The sequence below is a fragment of the Mycobacterium sp. NGS69 genome, assembly GCF_059812165.1.
Genome location: NZ_JCALCD010000001.1, coordinates 439,093 through 456,909, shown reverse-complemented (window position 1 = coordinate 456,909; position 17,817 = coordinate 439,093). Strand labels below are relative to the sequence as shown.

The window sequence follows — 17,817 nt, the reverse complement described above, 5'->3', positions numbered from 1 at the left end:
CGGGCGGTTAATCTCTGACGGGATTAACCGCCTGTCTCGCATGTAAGGGGCCCGCCTGTGCTGATCGTGACAACTAATGACCTCCCGGGCTGGGAGATCCAGCGCGTGTGCGGCGAAGTGTTCGGGCTGACCGTTCGGTCGCGAAATGCGTTCTCCCAGATGGGTGCCGGCTTCAAGGCGATGTTCGGCGGCGAGCTGCAGGGGATGACCAAGAACCTCTCCGACAGCCGCAACGAGGCCATGGGACGGCTGATCGCCGAGGCGCGCAACCGCGGCGGCAACGCGATCGTCGCGATGCGCTTCGACACCACCGAAATCGGCGACGTGTGGACCGAGATCTGCGCCTACGGCACGGCGGTCCAGGCGGTGCCGGTCACCGAGGGCGCCAAGTACACCGCCGGCCAGCTCGGCTACGGCGCCGCGGCGCCCCAACATTGACGCGCGGTCTAGACTGACAGCTGTCCTGACGGGACACGGAATCCGGTGAAATTCCAGAACGGTCGCGCCACTGTCGAAAGTCAGACCCGTAGCCCGTCATCCGCAGCGGGGACGCGTAATCCCCGGAAGGAGTACCCGTGGCAAATCTCGAGAAGGCCGGCGCCCGTACCCGGTCGGTCGATCTGTCGGCGGCCAGCGCCGCGCTCTGGTTGGCGGCCACCGCGTTCCTGGCGCTGTTGGCCCTGTACTTCGTCGGGGTCGATCAGGGCGCACTGTCGCTGTTCGGCAGCGACTCCCACGTGCACGAGTTCGTCCACGACGCACGCCATCTGCTCGGCTTCCCCTGCCACTGACCCCGCAGCGTGGAGAAGCGGCTGATCGCACGCGGTCTCCTAACGGGGGCCGTCGGCGCGGTGCTCGCGTTCCTGTTCGCCCGCGTGTGGGCGGAGCCGGTTATTGCGCGCGCGATCGCTTTTGAGGACGGGCGAAGCGACGCCCTTGACGCTCATGGCGTGCACGAGCACGGCGCCGAGTTGTTCAGTCGCGGCGTGCAGTCCAACGCCGGATTGGGTTTCGGCGTGCTGATTTTCGGCGTCGCGATGGGTGCGCTGTTTTCCGTACTGTTCTGCGTGGTCTCGGCGCGGGCGAGAACCATTGGGGTGCGGCCACTTTCGGCGCTTCTCGCGGCGGGCGCGTTCGTCGCGGTTTACCTGGTGCCGTTCCTCAAGTACCCGCCGAATCCGCCCGCGGTGGGCCAGGCGGACACGATCGGGGCCCGCACCGGCTGGTACCTGGTGATGGTGCTGGCATCGGTGGCGCTGGCGATCGCCGCCGTGTGGCTTTACCGACGGCTCGCGGCCCGGCTCGGGGCGTGGAGCGCCGGTTTGTCCGCGGCGGCGGCCTACGTGCTCGCGATCGCCGTGGTGGCCGTGCCGCTACCTGTCGTCGACGAGACTCCGCCGCCGTTGCGCGACGCCTCGGGCGCGATCATCTATCCCGGCTTTCCGGCCGACGTGCTCTACGAATTCAGACTGCTCTCACTTGGCGCGCAGCTGGTGTTGTGGGCGGCGATCGGTGTGGTCTTCGCGATACTGGCGGGCCGGTTACTGGAGGAGCGAGTACCCGCGTGACCGATGTCGTTCGCCTGACCCTGGTGTCGCACGCGATGACCGACGCCATGGCGGATGGACGCTTCCCCGCGGACGAGCCGCTCAATGGCATCGGCCTTCGGCAGGCGAAAAAGGCTGGGCGCCTTGAGGTAGATGGGACCACGCGCCAGCTCACGGGACCCGAGCGGCGCGCCCGCCAAACCGCGCAGCTGCTCGGCCTGCACGCCACAGTCGAGCCGCGGCTGGCCGATCTCGATTGCGACGGGTGGTGCGGGCAGACCCTGCGGGCCGTCGGCCCCGCGGACCTCGAGACGTGGCTCACCGATCCGGCGCGGGCACCGCACGGCGGCGAGTCGATCGTCGACCTGATGGGGCGTGTCGCAGGCTGGCTCGACGGGCTGACCGGCGAAGCGACGCCGGCGGTGGCGGTGACGCATCCGGCGGTGATCCGGGCGGCCATCCTGGAGGCCCTCGACATGCCGCCGAAATCGTTCTGGCGCATCGACATCGCACCGGTCAGTCGCGTCGTCATGCACTTTCGCGCCGGCCGCTGGACGCTGCGTTTGTGAGTCCCTAGCGGCTCTCCGGATCGGGGCCTGGCGCCGGCCTGATCTCCGCGCCCGGCGGCGCGCGCAGCCACGCCGTGGAGACCGTGGACCACTCCCCGACGCCGGCGTAGGAGCTAAATCGAGTCGTCGAGATCTTGGGATGCGCCAGCAGCAATCCCGCCGGCGACAGGTGCACCGCATCCCAGCGCTGCGCGATCGCCGGCCAGTCCGGGTACCTACAGCCCTCCGCCGTGGCGGCGTTCGCGTTGATCAGGTCGGCCCAGTCGCGGGCCGAATCGATCTGCGCCACGCGAACCCGGGCGACGTCGAAATGCACCTCCCAGCGCGGCATTTCGCGTCTCAAGTTCTCGCCGCAGAGGGTCCACGAATCCTCGTCCTCGGTGATCGGCGTCGAGGTCCAGAACGCGCCGGCGGGCAACGCGCTGAACGGGTTCCGATTGTGGACGCTCGGCGCGCGCAACTCGTCCAAATCCCCCTGGTGGATGTGCGGCGACCCGAACGAGGGTAGCGCCGACAGCGCTGCGCGGCCCCAGCTGTCGTACTTGCGCAGCTCCGGATCATCCACATCGAAGTCCGCCACGTCGTGCCAACGATCGGAGTAGAGATAACCGGAGATGGCCCGGGCCGCGGCCCGGATCAGCCTCTCGGGTACGGCGAGGCCGCCGAAGCGCCGCATGTCCTCGACGAACAGGCGCCCCGGAAAGGTATCCAGCAGCGATTCGCGGGCGCTCACCCGGCTACTTGGGGCCGATCAGAGCGAAGGCCTGCCGGGCGACCTGCAGCATCCAGCCGGTCACCCTGGGGCCGTGATCGCGGGGCCAGTTGAGCTGAAAGCTGACCACCCACGGCTGTTGGTTCTTGTCGACGGCGTACCAGCTGAACGTCAAATCACCCGGCAGCCCACCGGCTTTCGCGCCGATGTACGGCCACACATTGCGGTCCAGCTGGATGCCGGCCACCGTCGAAAGAATCTGCCTGACCGGCGCGGCCGGACCTACCGCGTCGGCCTGCAGCGCCGCGTGCACCCGGCAGATATCCTCGGCGCTGCCGTACCACTCCGCGCCGTAGGCCGAGGCGGGGGTGTGGGCGTGGGCCGGATCCGGTTGGTAGGGAGTCGAATCCGCCTGCGCCAGCAACTGGGCGCGGACCTGCCGGGACCCTTGCTTCCACTGATCGCGCAGGTCCGGTTTGCCCCAGCCGACGGAGAACAGCTCATACATCGTCGGGAACGGCGTCATGCTGGCCGGATCGTGATGGCCCGCCGTGGCGAGGGCCTCCTCGATCGCGTGCGTTCCGAGCCTTCCGATCAGCAGGTCGGTGGCCATGTTGTCGCTGGTGGCGATCATCTTCTCGGCGGCCGTACGAACCGAAACATGCGCTCCCACAGGCAGTTCCAGGCCCGACGAGCCGACCGCCCGGCCCTTGTCGGTGACGGTGAGCTGATCATCCCAGGACACCGTGCCGTCCCGGACGGCGCCGGCGACCGCGTGCAGCACGTACAGCTTGAAAATCGATGCCAGCGGCAGTGATTCGCCGGTGTTGGTGCCCGCCACCGGGTCGCAATGGCCGTCGTCGACCTTGGCGGCCTGGTAGGAGTAGCGGGCGCCGGTCTTGCTCAGCACGGCGTCGACGTCGCGCCAAGACCGGATCTTCGGCGGTTGCGTGTCGACGTCGAACCGGTCGACCCGGCCCTCGTCGTCGGTGTGCAGCCGGATGTCTTGTCGCGCGCCATACGACGTGACCAGATGTAGCGTGGCCACGCTGGCGCTGAGGTCGACACGGTCGAGGGTGAACGGGCGATCCCACCAGAGCCCCTCCATGGTGGTTTCGACCGACTCGACCTTGTCGGGCGCGGCCAGGGTGCCGACCCCGACCGGGCCGATCGGCCAGTCCGAGTTCAGCATGTCCAAGGTCTGCTGCGCGCGGACGCCGGGCGGCGTGCGGGTGTCGATCTGCCGGCCCGGGTTCGCCGCGTTCGCCTGCGGGGAGGGAGCGGGGGCGCAACCCGGCGCAAGGGTCACCACCAGCGCCGCCGCGGCGCCCAACGCCGCAACGCGGCGCCGAGCCGAGCGCTCGCTAACTACCCTGCTTGCTGCCGGCAACGTCCATCACGACCTCGAATTCCAGCAACGACGCCCCGGTCGCCACCGGGTTGGCCCGCTCGCCCGCATGGGCTTCGATGGCGGGTCCCTTCGCCCAGGCCTGGAAGGCGTCTTCGGACTCCCAATGCGTCACCACGAAGTAGCGGTTTTCGCCCTTGATCGGGCGCAGCAACTGGAAGCCGAGGAAACCGGGCTGGTTATCCACCGCGTGTGCGCGGTGGGCGAACCGCTTCTCCAGCTCGGGACCGGCATCTGCGGGGACCTCGATTGCATTGATCTTCACCACTTGCGGCATCCCGCTAGGCTACCGCGCCGCCCTTCCTGCCCGGCTCCCGGGCAGGCCACGCAAGATGGTGATATGTCCACCGACCTGTTGACCTGCCGCGGCGGCCAGGGCGAGCCATTGGTGCTGGTGCACGGCCTGATGGGCCGGGGCACCACCTGGTCGCGCCAGCTGCCGTGGCTGGCCCGGTTGGGCACCATCTACACCTACGACGCCCCGTGGCACCGGGGCCGGGACGTCGACGACCCACACCCGATCAGCACCGAACGCTTCGTCGCCGATTTGGCCGACGCGGTCGGCGCCCTGGGGACGGCGGCCCGGCTGGTGGGGCACTCGATGGGGGGCCTGCACGCATGGTGCCTCGCCGCCGAGCGCCCGGATCTGGTTTCGGCGCTGGTGATCGAGGACATGGCGCCGGACTTCCGGGGCCGCACCACCGGGCCGTGGGAGCCCTGGCTGCATGCCCTTCCGGTCGAATTCGACTCTGCCGAGCAAGTGTTCGATGAGTTCGGGCCAGTCGCCGGGCAGTATTTCCTGGACGCGTTCGACCGCACCGAACGCGGCTGGCGGCTGCACGGGCACACCCCGCGCTGGATCGAGATCGCGGCCGAATGGGGCACCCGGGACTACTGGGCGCAGTGGGCGGCCGTGCGGGCGCCGGCGCTGCTGATCGAGGCCGGCAACTCGGTGACTCCGCCGGGCCAGATGCGAGCGATGGCCGAAACATCGTCCCCAACAACGTATTTGCACGTACCTCAGGCCGGTCACCTGGTCCACGACGAAGCGCCGCAGGTGTTCCGCGACGCCGTGGAGGCCTTCCTGGCGGTCACCGCCGGCCGGTGATCCCGCGCGCGGTGCGCAGCGCCACCGCCATGAGCGTGTTGGTCGGGTTCTGGCAGCCCGAGGTGACGAACACGCTGCCGTCGGCGACAAAAACGTTGTCCAGCTGATGCATTCGCCCGTTCGGGTCGACGACGCTCGTCGCCGGGGACACGCCCATCTGCATCCCGCCCATCACGTGCTTGGTGTTCGGCGGGGTGCCGCCGCCCAGCTTTCGCTCCAGGCCGTCCGGGACGGCGGCGAACAGCTGCGCGCCGGCCGCCGCCATCATCGCGGTGATGGGCACCAGGTAGAACGTCTGCGCGACGGCCTCGTGCCGGCCGGGCGCCCAGGTCACCCGGGCCACCGGCTGGCCGTTGAGGTCCGTAACCGTCGGGTCGAGCGTGACATTGTTGGTCAGGTATGGCAGGTCGGTGCCGATGAAGTTCACGCCGGCGAGCCGATCGCGCAGCAGCGAGGCTCGCATCAGGTCCTTGAACGGGCTGCCGAACAGCTGCACCCCGGGCAGGAATCCGAGGATCTCCTGGTAGAACTTGCCCTCCGTGATCGGGTCCTGGCTGCCGCCCAGCTCGCACAGGCCGCCACGGATGTAGGGCAGTCCCGCCAGCTTTGCCGCGAGCCGAGCGCCCGGGAAATTGGGGTCGCAGAAATCCTCCATGCACTGCGTGATCGAGCGGCCGCGGTAGGCGTGCACCCGCTGGTCGAGGTAGATGCCGAACCCGTCGACGAAGTTGTGAAACATCAGCCGCGCGCCGATCCGTCCGCTGGCGTCGGGCAGGCCGGACAGCAGCGCCAGGCGCGCGGTCTCGATCGCCGAGGCGGCCAGCACCACCAGGTCGGCGCTCTCCCCGCCGGGATTGCCCACCGGGTCGAGATAGGAGACCCCGGTGGCCCTCCGGCCGGCGAAATTGACCTTGGTGACGGTGGTTTCGGGACGCAACTGCGCCCGGCCGGTCCGCAGCGCCAGGCGCAGCGGCGCAAGCGCACCCACCCGGGCCGAGATCGGGCAACCGTAGTTGCTGCAGAACCCGCAGTTGTTGCACGCCGGACGGCCGTCGTATTCGACCGAATTGATCGCGGTCGGAAACGGATACGGATGTAGCCCGATTCGCTTGGCCCCCTTGGCAATCAGCGTCGACGAGCGCTGCTGCGGCCCGGGCGGCATCGGGTACTGCCGCGAGCGCGGCGCATGCTTGCGTGAGAGGGCGGGAATCGTCGCGACGTCGCCCTGCGTCCCGAGCAGCACCTCGATCATGTCGTAATACGGTGCGATCTCGCTGTATTCGAACGGCCAGTCCTGCACGTCCGCGCCGGGCTGCGGGCCGAGCATCGACAGCCCCTTGAAGTCGATGTCCCAGAACCGTGGGACCTTCGCGTCCCAGTGCACGGTTCCGCCGCCGACGGTCACCGGGAGTTCGTTGACCGGGCCGACGTAACCGGCGGCCTGGGCGGCGTTGTGCCGATAAGTGCGCGGGTAGGCAAGCGGGTCGGGCTGCTCGAAGTAGCGGTACAGCGACTTGAGTTCGTCGTTGGCGAATGTCGTGCCGAGCGAGCCGGTGCCCTCGAGGTTGGTGAAGTAGTTCGATCCCTTCTCGAAGATAACGACGTCCCAGCCGTTTTCGGCAAGCTCCATCGCCACCGTCGACCCGCCGGCGCCGGAGCCGACGATGACCGCCTTAGGCACTCACGCCGCCCCTTCCGCCCAATTTGGAGATGACCTGTTCCCAGCCCCCGCGGCGGAGCCGGTTGATGATGTCGCTGAGGACCACCACGTCCCACTGGATCGCTTCCACCTCGGCGGGGGTGTATCCGCGCGGCTGGGAGTCCCCGGGGTACTTGATGTCCTTCCAGCCGACCAGGTTCGCGTTGCCGCCGTACTCGGGGACGCTGTACATCGCCTCGATGGTGTGGCCGAACAGCACGCCGGCGAAGGTCGCCGCCGGACCGTGCGCCAGGATGAGGTCCTGCTTCACCCCCGGGATCGCGGTGAAGTCGCCGCCGGCCTGCTGGTCGAGCAGAGCGATGCCACTGGTGTATTGGTTGCGTAGCTGCGTCAGGCGCTGTTGCCACGCGTACGCCTGGGCGCGGTTGAGCGGGACGAAAGTGGCCATGTAGTCCTGCGAGCCGCCGGCGCGGTTGCTCCACGGGCCGCCGGCGTGGACGTCGGCGGGCGTGACGTCGAACACCGACAGCATCCGGTCGAGGTAGTTGACCACGTTCGCCTCGTGCGCCCCCGGACCGAACTCGGTCGGGCAGTCTTGCGGGCCGGGGATCAGGCGGCGGGTGGCGGCGTCGAGCACCGCGGCCTGGTGCTGCGTCAGGAATCGGTAGCCCGGGTCGGCCGACGCGGCGGGCAGGGCGCCCCGCGTCGCGGCGGCCAGCGGCAGCAGGCCGAGGCCGCCGAGTACCGCGCGCCGGGACACCGGCGGCAAGCGGGATCCCTGGCCGGCCTCCTCGCTGGGCACATCGGCAGGGTATGACGCGGATATGAGTCTCACGTGGAACGCGGAGCGGGCGGCGTGTCGGGTTGCGCGGCAACCGCCTTTTGCGATACCGGCGGCGGCCGCGAAGCCGAAGGCCGGACCCCGGCGCGCGGAACGCAACACTATTTGATAAATTCTTCAATTGTTCGAATGTAGGAAACGTGGAGTCTTCAGGAGACCTGCCCGTGTCGGTGCCGCTGTACAAGGTCAAGGCCGAGTTCTTCAAGACGTTGGGGCACCCGGCGCGGATCCGGGTCCTCGAGCTCCTCGTCACCGGGGACAAGTCGGTCGCCGAACTGCTGCCCGAGGTCGGGGTCGAATCGTCGAACCTGTCTCAGCAGCTGGGTGTTTTGCGGCGCGCGGGCGTGGTTGACGCGCACCGGGACGGCAACACGATGATCTATTCGATCGCCTCGCCCGACATCGCCGAACTGCTGTTGGTTGCGCGCAAGGTTCTCACCGGGGTCCTCAGCGACCGCGTGGCGGTGCTGGAGGACCTGCGCGCCGGCGGCGTGGGGTAGCGCATGGGCTGGATCCGCAAAGCGTTCCGGGTCGGCCGGATCGCCGAACCCGCTACATCCGCACCACCGCCGCCGGCGGGGAAACCGGTTGCCGGGGTGCGTGGTTCGCTTCAGATCCGCCACGTCGACGCCGGTTCCTGCAACGGGTGCGAGGTGGAGATCGCGGGGGCGTTCGGACCGGTTTACGACGCCGAGCGCTTCGGCGCCCGGCTGGTGGCCTCCCCGCGGCACGCGGACGCGCTGCTGGTGACCGGCGTCGTGACACATAACATGGCCGGCCCGTTGGCTGCGACGGTCGAAGCCACCCCGTTGCCGCGGCGGGTGATCGCCTGCGGCGACTGCGCCCTGAACGGCGGGGTTTTCGCCGACGCGTACGGGGTGCTCGGCGCTGTGGGTGAGGTGGTGCCCGTCGACGTCGAGATCCCGGGGTGCCCGCCGACGCCGAGCCAGATCATCGAGGCGCTCAGGTCGGTGACCGGCAGGTGACGACGGAATTGGTGGCGCGTGCGGCGCCCGCGCCAAACCTGTTGGCCCGCAAGGACCTCGGACCCGCGGTCGCGGGCGCGCTGACGTCGCTGCTCGGCGCGGCTGGGGTATGGGCGGGCATCGTCGGGATGTTCGATCCGGTGCGCGACGTGCGCATCGGCTGGTTGCTGCCGCTGTCGGGGGTGCAGCTGGGCCTGGACTCGCTCGGCGGCTTCTTCATGGCGCTCGTGGGCGCGGTCGCCGTCGTCGTCGGGCCGTACGCCGTCGGCTACGCGCGGCGCGAGCACCTCGGCGGGGCCGCGCTGGCGGTGCTGCCATTGTTCGTCGCGGCGATGCTGCTGGTGCCCGCGGCGGCGTCGGTCACCACCTTCCTGTTGGCGTGGGAGCTGATGGCGCTCGCGTCGTTGGTGTTGGTGCTCGCAGAACACACGCGCCCCCAGGTCCGTTCCGCGGCATTGGTGTACGCGGTGATGACCCAGTTGGGGTTCGTCGCGATCCTGGTCGGCCTGATGGTGTTGTCGGCGGCCGGCGGCGCCGACCGGTTCGCCGACCTGCACGGAATCCCGCAGGGCGCGCGCACCGCGGTGTTCCTGCTGACGGTGGCGGGGTTCGGGTCGAAGGCGGGGCTGGTGCCGCTGCACGCCTGGTTGCCGCGGGCCCACCCCGAGGCGCCCAGCCCGGTGTCGGCGCTGATGAGCGCGGCGATGGTGAACCTCGGCGTCTACGGCATCTGCCGCATCGACATGCAGCTGCTCGGCCCCGGCCCACGCTGGTGGGGCCTCACCCTGATGGTCGTCGGCGGCGTGTCGGCGCTCTACGGCGTGGTGCAGGCCTCGGTGGCCACGGATCTCAAGCGGCTGCTTGCCTATTCGACCACCGAGAACCTCGGGTTGATCGCGCTGGCGCTGGGGGCGGCGACTCTGTTCGCGGCCGCCGGGGCGCACGGGCCGGCGACGATCGCCGCGGTCGCGGGCATGCTGCACCTGATCGCGCATGCGGCCTTCAAGAGCCTCGGGTTCCTGGCCGCCGGTTCGGTGCTGGCCGCGACGGGGCTGCGCGACCTCGACCGGCTCGGCGGCCTGGCCCGGCGGATGCCGGCGACCACCGCCCTGTTCGGGGTGGCGGCGCTGGGCGCGTGCGGGCTGCCGCTGGGCGCCGGCTTCGTCAGCGAGTGGCTGCTGGTGCAGTCGCTGATCCACACGGCTTCCCAACACGTCGCGGTGCTGGCGCTGACCACGCCGCTGGCGGTGGGCGCCGTCGCGCTCACCACGGGCCTGGGCGTGGCGGCGATGGTCAAGGCCTTCGGGATCGGATTCCTGGCCCGGCCGCGCTCCGCAGCGGCCACCGACGCGCGCGAGGCGCCGGGCAGCATGCTGGCCGGCATGGCGATCGCGGCGGTCGCCTGCGTGGTGCTGGCCGTGGCGCCCTCGGTCGTCGCACCCGCGCTGCGTCGGACGGTCGCCACGCTGCCCGCGGCCCGGGTGGTGCAATTCACCGACTTCGGCGCCTTCGTGCGACTGCCGGGCCTGCAGGGGTCGATCGCGCCCGGCGTGATCGCGGCCGGCGTCGTGGTGGCCGCGCTGGCCGCCGCCGTGCTGGCGCAGTGGCGCCGGACGCGCCGCCCCGCGCCCGCCACTTTGCCGCTATGGGCCTGCGGCGCCGAGGATCTCACGGCACGCATGCAGTACACCGCCACCTCGTTCGCCGAGCCGCTGCAGCGCGTCTTCGACGACATATTGCGGCCCGACACCAACATCGAGGTCGTGCCCAACGCGGGGTCGCGGTACTTGGCCGACAAGATCACCTACCGCAGCAGCATCGGCGACGCGATCGAGGAACGCTTCTATACTCCGGTGGTCCAGGTGATTTCGGTGGCGGCCGGGGCGGTGCGGCGCGCCCACACCGGCAGCGTGCACCTGTATTTGGCTTACGGCGCGATCGGCGTCCTGACGGTGCTGGTGGTTGCCCGATGAACGCCTGGTCCTACGTCGCGGGTGCCGTGCAGATCGGCGGCGTGATGTTGGGAGCGCCGCTGGTGGTCGGCCTCACCCGTCAGGTGCGCGCGCGCTGGGAGGGCCGCGTCGGTGGCGGCCTCCTGCAGCCCTGGCGCGACATCGTCAAACAGCTTGGCAAGCAACAGATCACGCCGCGCGGGACGACGGCGGTGTTCGCGGCCGCGCCCGCGATCGTCGCCGGATCGACCCTGCTGATCGCCGCGATCGCGCCGCTGGTCGCCACCGGGTCGCCGCTGGACGCCAGCGCCGACCTGTTCGCCGTCGTCGGCCTGCTCTTCGTGGGCACCGTGGCGCTGACCCTGGCCGGCATCGACACCGGGACTTCGTTCGGCGGCATGGGCGCAAGTCGCGAGATCACCATCGCCGCGCTGGTCGAACCCACCATCCTGCTGGCGGTCTTCGCGCTGTCCATGCCGACGGGATCAGCGAATCTCGGTGCGCTGGTGGAACATACGATCGCCCACCCCGGGCAGGTGGTGTCGCTGGCCGCGGTGCTGGCGTTCGCCGCGCTGGTGATCGTCATCGTCGCCGAGACCGGGCGGCTGCCGGTGGACAACCCGGCCACCCACCTGGAGCTGACGATGGTCCACGAGGCGATGGTCCTCGAATACGCCGGCCCGCGGCTCGCGCTCGTCGAGTGGGCGGCCGGGATGCGGCTCACCGTGCTGTTGGCGCTGCTGGCAAACCTGTTCGGGCCCTGGGGTATCGCCGGCGCCCAGCCAAGCGCGCTTGGCGTACTCGCCGGTCTGGTGGCGATCGCCGCCAAGGTCGCGGTGCTGGCTGGACTGCTGGCCACCGTCGAGGTCTTCGTCGCGAAGCTGCGGCTGTTCCGGGTCCCCGAGCTGCTTTCCGGATCCTTCCTGCTGGCGTTGCTCGCGGTGGTCGCCGCCAACTTTTTCGCGGTGCCGGCATGACGTACCACACCTTTACGGTTCTCGTCGATCTCGCCGCCGGCGGGCTGCTGCTGGGCGCGGTGCTGATCGTGTGGCGCCGCGACCTGGTCGCCATCGTCCGGCTGCTGGCGATCCAGGGCGTCGCGCTGGCCGCCATTCCCGTGCTGCGCGGGATGTACGACGGTGACCGCGCGCTCATCGGGGTCGGCGTCGCCGTGCTGGTGCTGCGGGCCGTTGTCCTGCCGCGGCTGCTGGCGCGCGCGGTGGGGTCCGGACCGCAGGCGCACCGCGAAGCCACCCCGCTGGTCAACACCGCCACGTCACTGCTGATAACCGCCGCGCTGACGCTGGCCGCGTTCGCCGCCACCCGGCCACTGGTGAACTTGCAGCCGGCGGCCACCACCACCGCCGTCCCGGCCGCCACCGCCGTCGTCCTCATCGCGCTGCTGGTCATGGTCACCCGGCGCCACGCGGTGTCGCAGGCGGCCGGATTCCTCATGCTGGACAACGGAATCGCCGCGACCGCGTTCCTGCTCACGGCCGGGGTGCCGATGATCGTCGAGCTCGGCGCCTCGCTGGACGTGCTGTTCGCGGTCATCGTGATCGGCGTCCTGACCGGTCGGCTGTCTCGCACCTTCGGCGGCGCCGACCTGGACCGGCTGCAGGAGCTGCACGACTGATGACCGCCCTGCTGCTCACCGCGATCCTCGCCCCGGTCGTCGCGTCGCTCGCCACACTTTTCGCCGGATGGCGCCGGTCGACGGCAACGCTGATCGTCTTGTCGGCGGTGGCGGTGCTCGGGTGTGGCGCGGCGCTCGGGTTTCGGGTCGGATCGGGGACGCGGCTCGCGCTGGGCGGCCTGCTGCGCGTCGACGCGCTCACCGTCACCATGCTGATCGTCATCGGAGTCGTTGCGGCACTGGCCACCTGGGCCAGCGTCGGTTACATCGACACCGAGCTCGCGCACGGCCATACCGACCCGCGCGGCGCCCGAATCTACGGCGCGCTGACGGCGGCCTTCCTGGCCGCGATGGTTGTCGCGGTGTGCGCCAACAACATCGGGGTCATCTGGATCGCCGTCGAAGCCACCACCGTGATCACCGCCTTTCTGGTCGGGCACCGCCGTACCCGCGGCGCGCTTGAGGCGACGTGGAAGTACGTGGTGATCTGCTCGGTCGGCATCGCGATCGCCTTCCTGGGCACGGTGTTGCTGTACTACGCGGCCGAGCACGCCGGCGCGCCGGCCGCCGCCGCGCTGAACCTCGACGTGCTGGCGGCACACGCCGGCGGGCTGAATCCCGACATCGCCCGGCTGGCGGGCGGGTTGCTGCTCATCGGCTACGGCGCCAAGGTCGGGCTGTTTCCGTTCCACACCTGGTTGGCCGACGCGCACAGCCAGGCACCGGCACCGGTCTCCGCGCTGATGAGCGGGGTGCTGCTGTCGGTGGCCTTCTCGGTGCTGATCCGACTCAAGCCGGTCATCGACGCGGCCACGGGTCCCACCTTCATGCGGTCCTGGCTGTTGGTGATCGGGCTGGCCACGCTGGTGGTGGCGGCCCTGATGCTGACGGTGACCCCCGACCTCAAGCGCATGCTCGCCTACTCCTCGATGGAGAACATGGGCCTGATCGCGATCGCCGCGGCCGCGGGAACCACGCTGGCCATCGCCGCGCTGCTGCTGCACGTCCTCGCCCATGGAATCGGCAAGACGGTTCTGTTCCTGGCGAGCGGTCAGCTGCAGGCCGCGCACAGCTCCACCAAGATCGCCGACATCAGCGCGGTGATGCGGCGCTCCCGCCTCCTCGGTGTGTCGCTGGCCGTCGGTGTGATCGTGCTGCTCGGGCTGCCGCCGTTCGCGATGTTCGCCAGCGAGCTGGCCATCGTCCGCTCGCTCGCCGATGCCAGGCTCACGTGGGCCATCGGGGCGGGCCTGCTGCTGGTCGCGATCGCCTTCGGGGCGCTGGCGCGCAACTTCGGCCGAATCCTGCTGGGGGACAGCCCAGCTGACACCCCGGAGATCGCGGTGCCGAGAACCGTGGCGGCGGCCCTGCTGATCGGCGTGGCCGCATCGGTGGTGCTCGGTGTCACCGCGGGTCCGCTCACCGGCCTGTTCACCACCGCCGCCGGCGACGTCGGGGCGCCGCGATGAGACGCGACTGGGTGCGCCACAGGCTATCGCAGGACAGCCTGGCGGAAACGGCGGAATTACTGCTGGACAAGGGCTTTCGCTTGGGCCTGATGGCCGCCCACGACGACGGCGGCGCCTTCCGTGTGGTTTACCTCTTCCTGGCCGGCTGGCCCGATCGCCGCGTCGAATTGGAATGCGTTGTGTCGAGGGATAATCCGGAGATCCGGTCCTTGGCGTACCTGTCGTTTGTGGCCGGCCGCTTCGAGCGCGAAATTGCGGACCTGTACGGAATCCGGCCCGTCGGGCATCCCAAGCCGCGCCGGCTGGTGCGGCACGCCCACTGGCCCGAGGAGTGGTATCCGATGCGCAGCGGCGCGTCGGCCGCGGCCGACTTCGATGGCAGCGGCCATTTCCCGTTCGTAACCGTCGAGGGGCCGGGGGTGTACGAGATCCCGGTGGGTCCGGTGCACGCGGGGTTGATCGAACCCGGCCACTTCCGCTTCTCGGTCGCCGGCGAGACCGTGTTGCGGCTCAAGGCGCGACTGTGGTTTGTCCACCGGGGCCTGGAAAAGCTGTTCGAGGGCCGACCGACCGGCGGCGCGGTCGAGCTGGCCGAGCGGGTCAGCGGCGACACCTCCGTCGCGCACGCGCTCGCCCACTGCCTCGCCGTCGAGGACGCGCTCGGGATGGAGCTTCCCGACGAGGCGCACCGGCTGCGGGCGCTGCTGGTCGAGCTCGAACGGCTCTACAACCACGTCACCGACCTCGGCGCGCTGGCCAACGACGTCGGGTTCGGCCTCGCCCACGCGCACGCGCAACGCGTCCGCGAAGAACTGTTGCGACTCAACGCGACGGTCACCGGACATCGGCTGCTGCGCGGCGCCGTCCGCCCCGGCACGGTCGCGCTGCGGGCGCTGCCGGATGTCGCCGCGCTGCGCCGGATTGCCGCCGACGTCGCCGAGATCGCGGAGCTGACCCTGCGCAACTCCGGGGTGTATGACCGGTTCGCCGGGACGGCGGTCATGGACAAGGAAGACGCCGAAGCCCTCGGGTGCCTGGGCTATGTGGCGCGGGCCAGCGGCATGCGCACCGACGCGCGAATCGAACACCCCAGCACCGCACTGCCCGTTACCGAGATCGGCGCCGCCACGGGTGACGTGCTGGCCCGCTACACGGTGCGGCGCGACGAATTCGCGGCCTCCACCGAGCTGGCCTGTCACCTGATCGAGTCACACAGCGGCCCAATCGAATACGCTGAGACGCCAGCCGCGTCGCTCGGGGCCCGCAGCGGCGTCGGCATCGTCGAGGGCTGGCGCGGCACCATCGTGCACCGCGTCGAAACCGGCGCCGCCGATCGGATCACCCGCGCAAAAATCGTCGACCCGTCCTGGTTCAACTGGCCAGCGTTGCCCGTCGCGATGGCCGACACCATCGTTCCCGACTTCCCGCTGGTCAACAAAAGCTTCAATCAGTCCTACGCCGGCAATGACCTTTGAGACCTCTGAGGCCTACCCTTCGCCCAGCAACGCGAACCGGCCGTCGACCGTCCGCGTCACCAGGCCGTCGGCGAGCAGCGAATCCAGCGCCCGGTCGCGCTGCTGCGAATCGGTCAACCAGGCCACGTCGAGTTCCGCGCGGGTGACGGGGGAATCCTTGCCGCGCAACACGTCCAGCAGCCGCCCGCGTACCTGGCGATCGGTTCCCGCGTAGGTCTGGACGCGGCGGGCCGGCCCTTGGGCGGGGGGATAACCGGCCTGCCGCCACGCGCACTCGCGAAGCGGACACAGCCCGCAGCGCGGGGAGCGGGCGGTGCACACGATCGCGCCCAACTCCATCAGCGCCACCGAAAACGTCGGCGCCCGTTCGTCGTCGGGCAGCAGTGCGGACACGTCGGCGTGGTCGCGCGTCGCCGACGGCGCCCCGGAGTCGGCCAGGCCGTGCACGGCGCGCGCCACCACTCGCCGCACGTTGGTGTCCACCACCGGCACGGGCCGGTGGTAGGCGAAGCACGCGACGGCGCGCGCGGTGTAGCTGCCGACGCCGGGCAACGTCAGCAGGACCTCGACGTCATCGGGGACCACGTCGCCGTGTTCGCGCGCGATGACGGTGGCGCACTCGTGCAGGTGCTTGGCGCGCCTGGGGTAGCCGAGCTTGCCCCACGCCCGCAGCACGTCGGCCGCGCTGGCCGCGGCGGTGGCCGACGGGGTCGGCCACCGCCGCACCCAATCCGGCCAGATCGACAGGACCCGCGTCACGGGCGTCTGCTGCAGCATGAACTCGCTGACCAGGATCTGCCACGCGGTGACATCCGGCTCCCGCCAAGGCAAGTCACGGCGGGACCGTTCATACCAAACTATGAGTTCGCTCGGGCTGACGTTCATGTGCGTGTGCGGCATGATATGGGCCATGCCGAACACCAGCCCGATAACCGCGTGGAAAGCACTCAAAGAGGGTAACGAGCGATTCGTTGCCGGCAAGCCGCAGCATCCCAGCCAGAGCGTCGATCACCGGGCCAGCCTGGCCGGCGGTCAAAAGCCCACCGCGGTCGTGTTCGGCTGTTCGGACAGCCGGGTGGCCGCCGAGCTGATCTTTGATCAGGGTTTGGGCGACATGTTCGTGGTCCGCACGGCCGGGCAGGTCATCGACTCGGCCGTGCTGGGCTCCATCGAGTTCGCGATCACGGTGCTCGACGTGCCGCTCATCGTCATCCTCGGTCACAACAGTTGCGGCGCCGTCAAGGCGGCGTTGGCGGCGATCGAGGACGGCGCAATACCCCCAGGTTTCGTGCGCGACGTCGTGGAGCGGGTCGCGCCGTCGATCTTGATGGGCCGACGCGACGGCCTGACCCGCGTCGACGAGTTCGAGGAACGCCACGTGAAAGAGACGCTCGCACAACTCGTGGCGCGTTCCTCGGCCATCGCCGAGCGGGTGGCCGCGGGCACCGTGGGCATCGCGGGCGTCACCTATCACCTGGCCGACGGCAAGGCGGCGCTGGTCGACCACGTCGGCGATATCGGCGAGTAACCGCTGCATTTCGGGCCCCACTAACACGGCGGTCGGCCAGCAAACATCGCGACACGCCGGGTCGGATATAACAACTTGGCGTGACCTGGGCCTACGGTGTGATCGTGCTGGATCTGGAACCGCGTGGCCCGCTACCTACCGAGATCTATTGGCGGCGCAGGGGCCTGGCCCTGGGCATCGCGGTCGTCGTGATCGGGGTCGTGGTCGCCACGATCATCGCCTTCATGAGCCACAGCACCGGCGCAAAACCCGCTACCGCGGGCAAGCCCACCGCCGCCGAGAGCAAGCCGGCCGCGCCCCCGGCCCAGGCGCCTCCCCAGGCCGGGCAGGAGGGCGTCACCCCGGTGGCGCCGCCCGGACAGAACCCGGAGTCGCCGACGCCCACCGCCGCGGTGCAGCCGCCGCCGGTGCTGAAGGAGGGCGATGACTGCCCCGATTCGACGCTGGCCGTCAAGGGCCTGACCAACGCGCCCCAGTACTTCATCGGCGACCAGCCGAAGTTCACCATGGTCGTCACCAACATCGGCTTGGTGTCCTGCAAGCGCGACGTCGGGGCCGCGGTGCTCGCCGCCTACGTCTACTCGCTGGACAACAAGCGGCTGTGGTCCAACCTCGACTGCGCGCCGTCCAACGAGACGCTGGTGAAGACGTTCACGCCGGGCGAGCAGGTGACGACGGCGGTGACGTGGACCGGAATGGGGTCGGCGCCGCACTGCCCGCTGCCGCGGCCGGCGATCGGGGCGGGTACCTACAACCTCGTCGTGCAGCTGGGCAACCTGCGCTCGATGCCGGTCCCGTTCATCCTGAATCAGCCGCCACCGCCGCCGGGGCCGGTGCCGGGGCAGCCGGGTCCGCCGGCGCTCGCGCCGCCGCCGGAGGCACCGCCGGGGGTCGTCCCGGGCGCGTCGCCCGCCGGCTGACCGAGC

At 70.2% G+C, this 17,817-nt stretch carries 20 protein-coding genes; 14 read left to right on the top strand and 6 right to left on the bottom strand.

Annotation, left to right across the window (positions count from 1 at the left end; genetic code table 11):
* Positions 1–57 precede the first annotated feature (57 nt).
* The 4 genes from AC5Y2S_RS02390 to AC5Y2S_RS02375 all read left to right on the top strand — a co-directional run bounded on the left by AC5Y2S_RS02390 (position 58) and on the right by AC5Y2S_RS02375 (position 2,116).
* Complete coding sequence (locus AC5Y2S_RS02390; protein ID WP_068131246.1) at positions 58–438, top strand: YbjQ family protein; 381 nt, start codon at positions 58–60, stop codon at positions 436–438.
* 137 nt (positions 439–575) lie between these two features.
* Entirely contained in the window at positions 576–791 is a 216-nt protein-coding gene (locus AC5Y2S_RS02385) for a CbtB domain-containing protein (RefSeq protein ID WP_499903858.1), read from the top strand.
* Positions 792–800: 9 nt separating this feature from the next.
* Positions 801–1,568 carry a CbtA family protein gene (locus tag AC5Y2S_RS02380; RefSeq protein WP_499953555.1) on the top strand — a complete coding sequence of 256 codons (768 nt, stop codon included), beginning with the start codon at positions 801–803 and terminating at the stop codon, positions 1,566–1,568.
* On the top strand, positions 1,565–2,116 hold the full coding sequence (locus tag AC5Y2S_RS02375; protein ID WP_499953553.1) for a histidine phosphatase family protein: 552 nt from the start codon (positions 1,565–1,567) through the stop codon (positions 2,114–2,116). Before AC5Y2S_RS02380 ends, AC5Y2S_RS02375 begins: the two co-directional genes overlap by 4 nt.
* Before the next feature lie 4 nt (positions 2,117–2,120).
* Here the strand turns inward: AC5Y2S_RS02375 and AC5Y2S_RS02370 are convergent, their stop codons facing one another.
* The 3 genes from AC5Y2S_RS02370 to mhuD are packed head-to-tail and all read right to left on the bottom strand — an operon-like array spanning position 2,121 to position 4,513.
* Positions 2,121–2,849 (bottom strand): hypothetical protein, encoded by a 729-nt coding sequence (locus AC5Y2S_RS02370; protein WP_499953551.1) that lies wholly within the window; start codon positions 2,847–2,849, stop codon positions 2,121–2,123.
* Positions 2,850–2,853: 4 nt separating this feature from the next.
* Positions 2,854–4,218, bottom strand: a complete 1,365-nt coding sequence (locus tag AC5Y2S_RS02365; RefSeq protein ID WP_499953550.1) for a serine hydrolase — start codon at positions 4,216–4,218, stop codon at positions 2,854–2,856.
* On the bottom strand, positions 4,193–4,513 hold the full coding sequence (gene mhuD, locus AC5Y2S_RS02360) for a mycobilin-forming heme oxygenase MhuD (protein WP_067011383.1): 321 nt from the start codon (positions 4,511–4,513) through the stop codon (positions 4,193–4,195). The genes AC5Y2S_RS02365 and mhuD overlap by 26 nt, the downstream gene beginning before the upstream one ends.
* A gap of 63 nt (positions 4,514–4,576) precedes the next feature.
* Here mhuD and AC5Y2S_RS02355 point away from each other — a divergent pair, with 63 nt between their 5' ends.
* Complete coding sequence (locus tag AC5Y2S_RS02355) at positions 4,577–5,344, top strand: alpha/beta fold hydrolase (RefSeq protein WP_499953548.1); 768 nt, start codon at positions 4,577–4,579, stop codon at positions 5,342–5,344.
* Here the strand turns inward: AC5Y2S_RS02355 and AC5Y2S_RS02350 are convergent.
* Both AC5Y2S_RS02350 and AC5Y2S_RS02345 read right to left on the bottom strand, forming a co-directional pair.
* A complete protein-coding gene (locus AC5Y2S_RS02350) occupies positions 5,328–7,025 on the bottom strand; it encodes a GMC oxidoreductase (RefSeq protein ID WP_499953547.1) in 1,698 nt (565 codons plus the stop codon). The genes AC5Y2S_RS02355 and AC5Y2S_RS02350 overlap by 17 nt on opposite strands.
* A complete protein-coding gene (locus AC5Y2S_RS02345; protein ID WP_499953545.1) occupies positions 7,018–7,806 on the bottom strand; it encodes a gluconate 2-dehydrogenase subunit 3 family protein in 789 nt (262 codons plus the stop codon). The genes AC5Y2S_RS02350 and AC5Y2S_RS02345 overlap by 8 nt, the downstream gene beginning before the upstream one ends.
* A 203-nt stretch (positions 7,807–8,009) precedes the next feature.
* Between AC5Y2S_RS02345 and AC5Y2S_RS02340 the strand changes: the two genes are divergently transcribed.
* From AC5Y2S_RS02340 to AC5Y2S_RS02310, 7 genes are read left to right on the top strand one after another with little or no spacing between them, the layout of a single operon-like run.
* Positions 8,010–8,345: a lsr2/espR transcriptional regulator gene (locus AC5Y2S_RS02340; RefSeq protein ID WP_499903949.1), complete on the top strand. Its 336-nt coding sequence runs from the start codon at positions 8,010–8,012 to the stop codon at positions 8,343–8,345.
* Between the two features lie 3 nt (positions 8,346–8,348).
* The gene (locus AC5Y2S_RS02335) at positions 8,349–8,831 is read left to right on the top strand and encodes an NADH-quinone oxidoreductase subunit B family protein (protein WP_499953544.1); all 483 of its coding nucleotides are present in this window, start codon (positions 8,349–8,351) and stop codon (positions 8,829–8,831) included.
* Positions 8,832–8,872: 41 nt separating this feature from the next.
* Positions 8,873–10,804, top strand: a complete 1,932-nt coding sequence (locus AC5Y2S_RS02330) for a proton-conducting transporter transmembrane domain-containing protein (protein WP_499954332.1) — start codon at positions 8,873–8,875, stop codon at positions 10,802–10,804.
* Complete coding sequence (locus AC5Y2S_RS02325; protein WP_499903849.1) at positions 10,801–11,760, top strand: respiratory chain complex I subunit 1 family protein; 960 nt, start codon at positions 10,801–10,803, stop codon at positions 11,758–11,760. Before AC5Y2S_RS02330 ends, AC5Y2S_RS02325 begins: the two co-directional genes overlap by 4 nt.
* Positions 11,757–12,419: a hypothetical protein gene (locus AC5Y2S_RS02320; protein WP_499881566.1), complete on the top strand. Its 663-nt coding sequence runs from the start codon at positions 11,757–11,759 to the stop codon at positions 12,417–12,419. Before AC5Y2S_RS02325 ends, AC5Y2S_RS02320 begins: the two co-directional genes overlap by 4 nt.
* Complete coding sequence (locus AC5Y2S_RS02315; protein WP_499953542.1) at positions 12,419–13,888, top strand: proton-conducting transporter transmembrane domain-containing protein; 1,470 nt, start codon at positions 12,419–12,421, stop codon at positions 13,886–13,888. The genes AC5Y2S_RS02320 and AC5Y2S_RS02315 overlap by 1 nt, the downstream gene beginning before the upstream one ends.
* Entirely contained in the window at positions 13,885–15,363 is a 1,479-nt protein-coding gene (locus AC5Y2S_RS02310; RefSeq protein WP_499953541.1) for a hydrogenase large subunit, read from the top strand. The genes AC5Y2S_RS02315 and AC5Y2S_RS02310 overlap by 4 nt, the downstream gene beginning before the upstream one ends.
* Before the next feature lie 12 nt (positions 15,364–15,375).
* Here the strand turns inward: AC5Y2S_RS02310 and AC5Y2S_RS02305 are convergent, their stop codons facing one another.
* Positions 15,376–16,275 (bottom strand): iron-sulfur binding domain-containing protein, encoded by a 900-nt coding sequence (locus AC5Y2S_RS02305; RefSeq protein ID WP_499953540.1) that lies wholly within the window; start codon positions 16,273–16,275, stop codon positions 15,376–15,378.
* Here AC5Y2S_RS02305 and AC5Y2S_RS02300 point away from each other — a divergent pair.
* Together AC5Y2S_RS02300 and AC5Y2S_RS02295 are read left to right on the top strand one after the other, a co-directional pair.
* Positions 16,274–16,891 carry a carbonic anhydrase gene (locus tag AC5Y2S_RS02300; protein ID WP_499903845.1) on the top strand — a complete coding sequence of 206 codons (618 nt, stop codon included), beginning with the start codon at positions 16,274–16,276 and terminating at the stop codon, positions 16,889–16,891. The genes AC5Y2S_RS02305 and AC5Y2S_RS02300 overlap by 2 nt on opposite strands.
* A 104-nt stretch (positions 16,892–16,995) precedes the next feature.
* Complete coding sequence (locus tag AC5Y2S_RS02295) at positions 16,996–17,811, top strand: hypothetical protein (RefSeq protein WP_499954330.1); 816 nt, start codon at positions 16,996–16,998, stop codon at positions 17,809–17,811.
* The last annotated feature ends 6 nt before the right edge of the window (positions 17,812–17,817 follow it).

Coding starts and splice junctions, on each gene's coding strand:
- AC5Y2S_RS02320 (WP_499881566.1), top strand. CDS start 11,757: ATGACGTACCACACCTTTACGGTTCTCGTCGATCTCGCCGCCGGCGGG.
- AC5Y2S_RS02335 (WP_499953544.1), top strand. CDS start 8,349: ATGGGCTGGATCCGCAAAGCGTTCCGGGTCGGCCGGATCGCCGAACCC.
- AC5Y2S_RS02325 (WP_499903849.1), top strand. CDS start 10,801: ATGAACGCCTGGTCCTACGTCGCGGGTGCCGTGCAGATCGGCGGCGTG.
- AC5Y2S_RS02355 (WP_499953548.1), top strand. CDS start 4,577: ATGTCCACCGACCTGTTGACCTGCCGCGGCGGCCAGGGCGAGCCATTG.
- AC5Y2S_RS02300 (WP_499903845.1), top strand. CDS start 16,274: ATGCCGAACACCAGCCCGATAACCGCGTGGAAAGCACTCAAAGAGGGT.
- AC5Y2S_RS02310 (WP_499953541.1), top strand. CDS start 13,885: ATGAGACGCGACTGGGTGCGCCACAGGCTATCGCAGGACAGCCTGGCG.
- mhuD (WP_067011383.1), bottom strand. CDS start 4,513: ATGCCGCAAGTGGTGAAGATCAATGCAATCGAGGTCCCCGCAGATGCC.
- AC5Y2S_RS02305 (WP_499953540.1), bottom strand. CDS start 16,275: ATGGCCCATATCATGCCGCACACGCACATGAACGTCAGCCCGAGCGAA.
- AC5Y2S_RS02315 (WP_499953542.1), top strand. CDS start 12,419: ATGACCGCCCTGCTGCTCACCGCGATCCTCGCCCCGGTCGTCGCGTCG.